Raw genomic sequence first — 3,496 nt, forward strand, 5'->3', positions numbered from 1 at the left:
CATTCGACCTCTGGAAAGGCTACGCTGCCGAAATGACCGCCTGACAGGCAGAGCTTTCGCTCCGCTCGATCAGGCGATAATAAGTTGGCAATGCCTTCGCGGGCGTAGCTTCGCAAGTTTTCGTAGGTTTTGGGCGATGGCGGCGAGCAAGAATTCGTCCTTCGCGCCGTTTGGTCCGCGTAGCCGCAACCTTGTCAGACCAAGAATGCGCTTGAGATGGGCGAAGAGCATCTCGACCTTCTTCCTTTTGTCGCGCGACACCTTGTAGGCCTTGGTCTTGCGGCACTGCCGGGCGAACTCACGTGCCTCTTCATGGGGCTCGCGCGTGACATATCGGGCATCGGCCCTCGGACAGCAAATCTCCTTGGAGGGGCAGACCTGGCAGGTTGCCTTCAAAGCACGGTATTTCTTCCGCCCACCAGTATCCTGCCCGCGGGTCGGATCGGAATAGTTGCGTCTGAACTGTTTGAGGCCATGGCCTTCGGGGCAGATGTACTGATCATTCTTCTCATCCCATTCGAAATCCGAGCGGGAAAATGTACCATCGGTCCGCTCCGACTTGTCGATCACCGGGATGAACGGAATGATGCTGCGCTTCTCGACCAGCCATCCCAGGTTCTCGGCATTGCCGTAGGCCGTATCGGCGGCCAGCCAGTCCGGCTTGATGCCAAAGCGCTTTTCCGTTCTGTCCAGCATGGTACGCGATGCCCCGGCCTCGGCCTGGCGGATCGCTCTTGTCGCCTCAACATCCATGATTACAGAGCTTTTGGTGTCGATCAGGTAGTTGGTGGCATAGGCAAAATAAGGGCGGCTTTCCTCAGCGCGCGTCCATTGCGCTGCCGGATCGGACTTGGCCACGAACTTCGGCTGGCTCGGTGACGCGGCTCCGAAGGCGGCATCATCCAGTGTCTCCAGATATTCACGCGCTGCCCTGTTGTCGGCTTGTCGCGCGGCCTCAGGGCTCCAGTCTTCCGCCGCGATGGACCGGACTTTGTTGGCATCAGCCGAGATCAGGCTCGCATCGACTGCGAAGCCTTCGCCCGAAACAAGATCTTCTTTCAGGCAACGCTCAACCGTGGCTTCGAAGACCTGCCGCAGAAGACCGCTTTCCCTGAACTTGCCGTGGCGATAGCGCGAGAAGGTCGAGTGATCTGGGACGCTGCCTTCCAGACCCAACCGGCAGAACCAGCGGTAGGCTAAATTTAGATGAACTTCGTCACAGAGCCGACGCTCTGAACGGATCCCCATGACATACCCGATTACCAGCATCCGGATGACCAGTTCGGGGTCGATCGAGGGCCGCCCAAGGTGGCTGTAGAAGGGGCGCAGCGCCTCACGCAGGGCGTCACCATTCAGGAACAGGTCGATCTCTCGCAGCATGTGGTTGGCTGGGACGTGCTGTTCTAGATCAAAGTCGTAAAATAGCTGCGCCGGTGCCTCTTGCCTGCCCATCATGCCGAAATCCTCCCATCACCTCATAGTTGAGTGAATCGAAAGACTTGCCGCAGCGCAACAGAGACTTTTTCAACAGCATCGGCCGGGAATGACGTTTGCCGAATGTCAGTACACGCTTTTGGTGCTGCGCTGCCGCAAGTCCGTTCTCAGCACAACTCGACTTTCGCGTCGTATGAGACATGCGACCGCCGCCCGGCCCACTTTAGACCTTTGAAGAGGCGACAACGAAGCGATATCAATAGCCCCGCGTTTTTTAACGCATTACCTGAGGCAAAGGCCGTGACGCTGTCTGCTATTCACTGGAGAGCGCACATAGCCCGCGTCGGGCATTCCCAGTAGCGCGACGATCAACCGGCAGGTCAGCGCCTCCATCTGCAATGGAACATTGGGTTCAACCCCTGACCCAGAACTTCCACCATAGGTGACGAAACCGAGCGGTTCGTCGAAGAAAAGCGCCTCATGGATGGCATCATTCCGCACTGCTGATATTTCTGTGGTGCTATCCGACGGGTTTGCCCACTCCGGTACCGGCATACGGAATTGCTGGCATGTCCACTCGATCCGCCTGGCATGGCTCAACCTGTTCGGGGCGGCGCACATCTCGCTTGTCGCTTTATAACAAGCATCAAGCGCCGTATAGAGATAGGAGAATTTCTCAAATGGCATATGTTTAGGATTTTGAGCCAGGAACAGACAGTGGATGATGCCGATCATCCGTTTGATCTGCCTCGGACTTGCGACATGATCCGTCCAATAGCGTTCCGCTAGCTCAAGCGCATCCTCTGGCTGCGTCCCGCCCGCCAGAATGAAGTCGGTGAGCTTTCCCGCCACGATCGGCGTCGCATCGAGATAGCCTGCCTCTAATGTCGTCAGGCGCGTTCCCTCAAAGAAGCCAAGGCACCAGATCAGAAAATCGAGATGGGCACGGTCGTCACCGGATGCATGCCGAAGTCGGTGGGTGAACGGCAATGAGAACACGCGGCTTGGATAGGGGTGCTCCAAAATTTCACCATTGAACATGTTGCGGCTGCCTGAAGGCGGCGCATAATACCAGCCTTCGTGAACCCGTTCCGAGTTGCGGATTGATTGTATTATCTCCGACGCGCCATCCAAAATCTCGACATGTATTTCTCCCGTCGAAATAGACATTGGTTTCGTTAGAAAACCAAATTTAGCAGTACCTTCCGGCATCGTGTTTTCCCTTGTTCTGAAATACATGTCACCGACGCCTAGCATGCGATCACCTGACTTTGCTACTTAGGCGACCACTCCCTGCGCATTGCCGATCTTGGACGGTCAAAATGCTGCGAGATGCCTCGAAAGTCCGGCCTGGTGAAGCTGCACTGCAGCGATGCAGGCCTTGGCTAACGGCAGCAACGGGCCGGTGAACGACGAAAGGCATGATTTTCGATCCGCTGATGCTCTGCGACGCCGAGACTGTCTTTCTTTTAGCCCCTTTTGACCCGGATCCAACATGCGAATACAAGGGAACAATGGATGCGTTCGACTGGCGGCAGGGCTTGCCGGTCGCGAGGAGTGTAAATGGACAGCAATCCGACCACGGGACAATGCCTTTGTGGCGTCGTTCAATTCCGCATATCAGGAGAGTTCGAGAGCTTTTTCCTGTGCCACTGTTCCCGCTGCCGCAAGGACAGCGGCTCGGCCCATTCGGCAAACTTGTTTTCGTCCACTGCCAAAATCACTTGGGTCTCAGGCGAAGCAAACATCAAGACGTTTCATCTCCCTGGTACACGCCACATGAAGAGCTTTTGCTCTGACTGCGGGTCCGCACTGCCTATTTCCCAGCCAGAGGTCGGTTTACTTGCGGTACCCGCGGGCTCGCTTGACACCCCAATCGACATTCTACCCAACGCGCATATCTGTTGTTCCAGTCGCGCGAACTGGGACGAAGGACTGGCCTCCATCGAAAGGATCGACGGTCTTCCGATGATGTCCCAGGAGATGGTGTAGCTCAGTGCGGGCCTCGTGCTGACTGGCGGGCCGAGCTGGTCAGTCGCGCTGCGCGGCAGGCAAGCTGACC

Annotated in this window: 3 protein-coding genes; 1 reads left to right on the forward strand and 2 read right to left on the reverse strand. The window is 56.8% G+C overall.

Annotated elements, in window-relative coordinates:
* Nucleotides 1–69: 69 nt before the first annotated feature.
* Together BM225_RS21370 and BM225_RS21375 are read right to left on the reverse strand one after the other, a co-directional pair.
* Nucleotides 70–1,455 (reverse strand): IS1182 family transposase, encoded by a 1,386-nt coding sequence (locus BM225_RS21370; RefSeq protein WP_092465525.1) that lies wholly within the window; start codon nucleotides 1,453–1,455, stop codon nucleotides 70–72.
* 261 nt (nucleotides 1,456–1,716) lie between these two features.
* Complete coding sequence (locus tag BM225_RS21375; protein ID WP_143095448.1) at nucleotides 1,717–2,646, reverse strand: hypothetical protein; 930 nt, start codon at nucleotides 2,644–2,646, stop codon at nucleotides 1,717–1,719.
* A gap of 351 nt (nucleotides 2,647–2,997) precedes the next feature.
* Between BM225_RS21375 and BM225_RS22470 the strand changes: the two genes are divergently transcribed.
* Entirely contained in the window at nucleotides 2,998–3,426 is a 429-nt protein-coding gene (locus BM225_RS22470; RefSeq protein WP_092465527.1) for a GFA family protein, read from the forward strand.
* The last annotated feature ends 70 nt before the right edge of the window (nucleotides 3,427–3,496 follow it).

Source organism: Donghicola eburneus (assembly GCF_900115865.1).
GTDB classification, from domain to species: Bacteria; Pseudomonadota; Alphaproteobacteria; order Rhodobacterales; family Rhodobacteraceae; genus Donghicola; species Donghicola eburneus.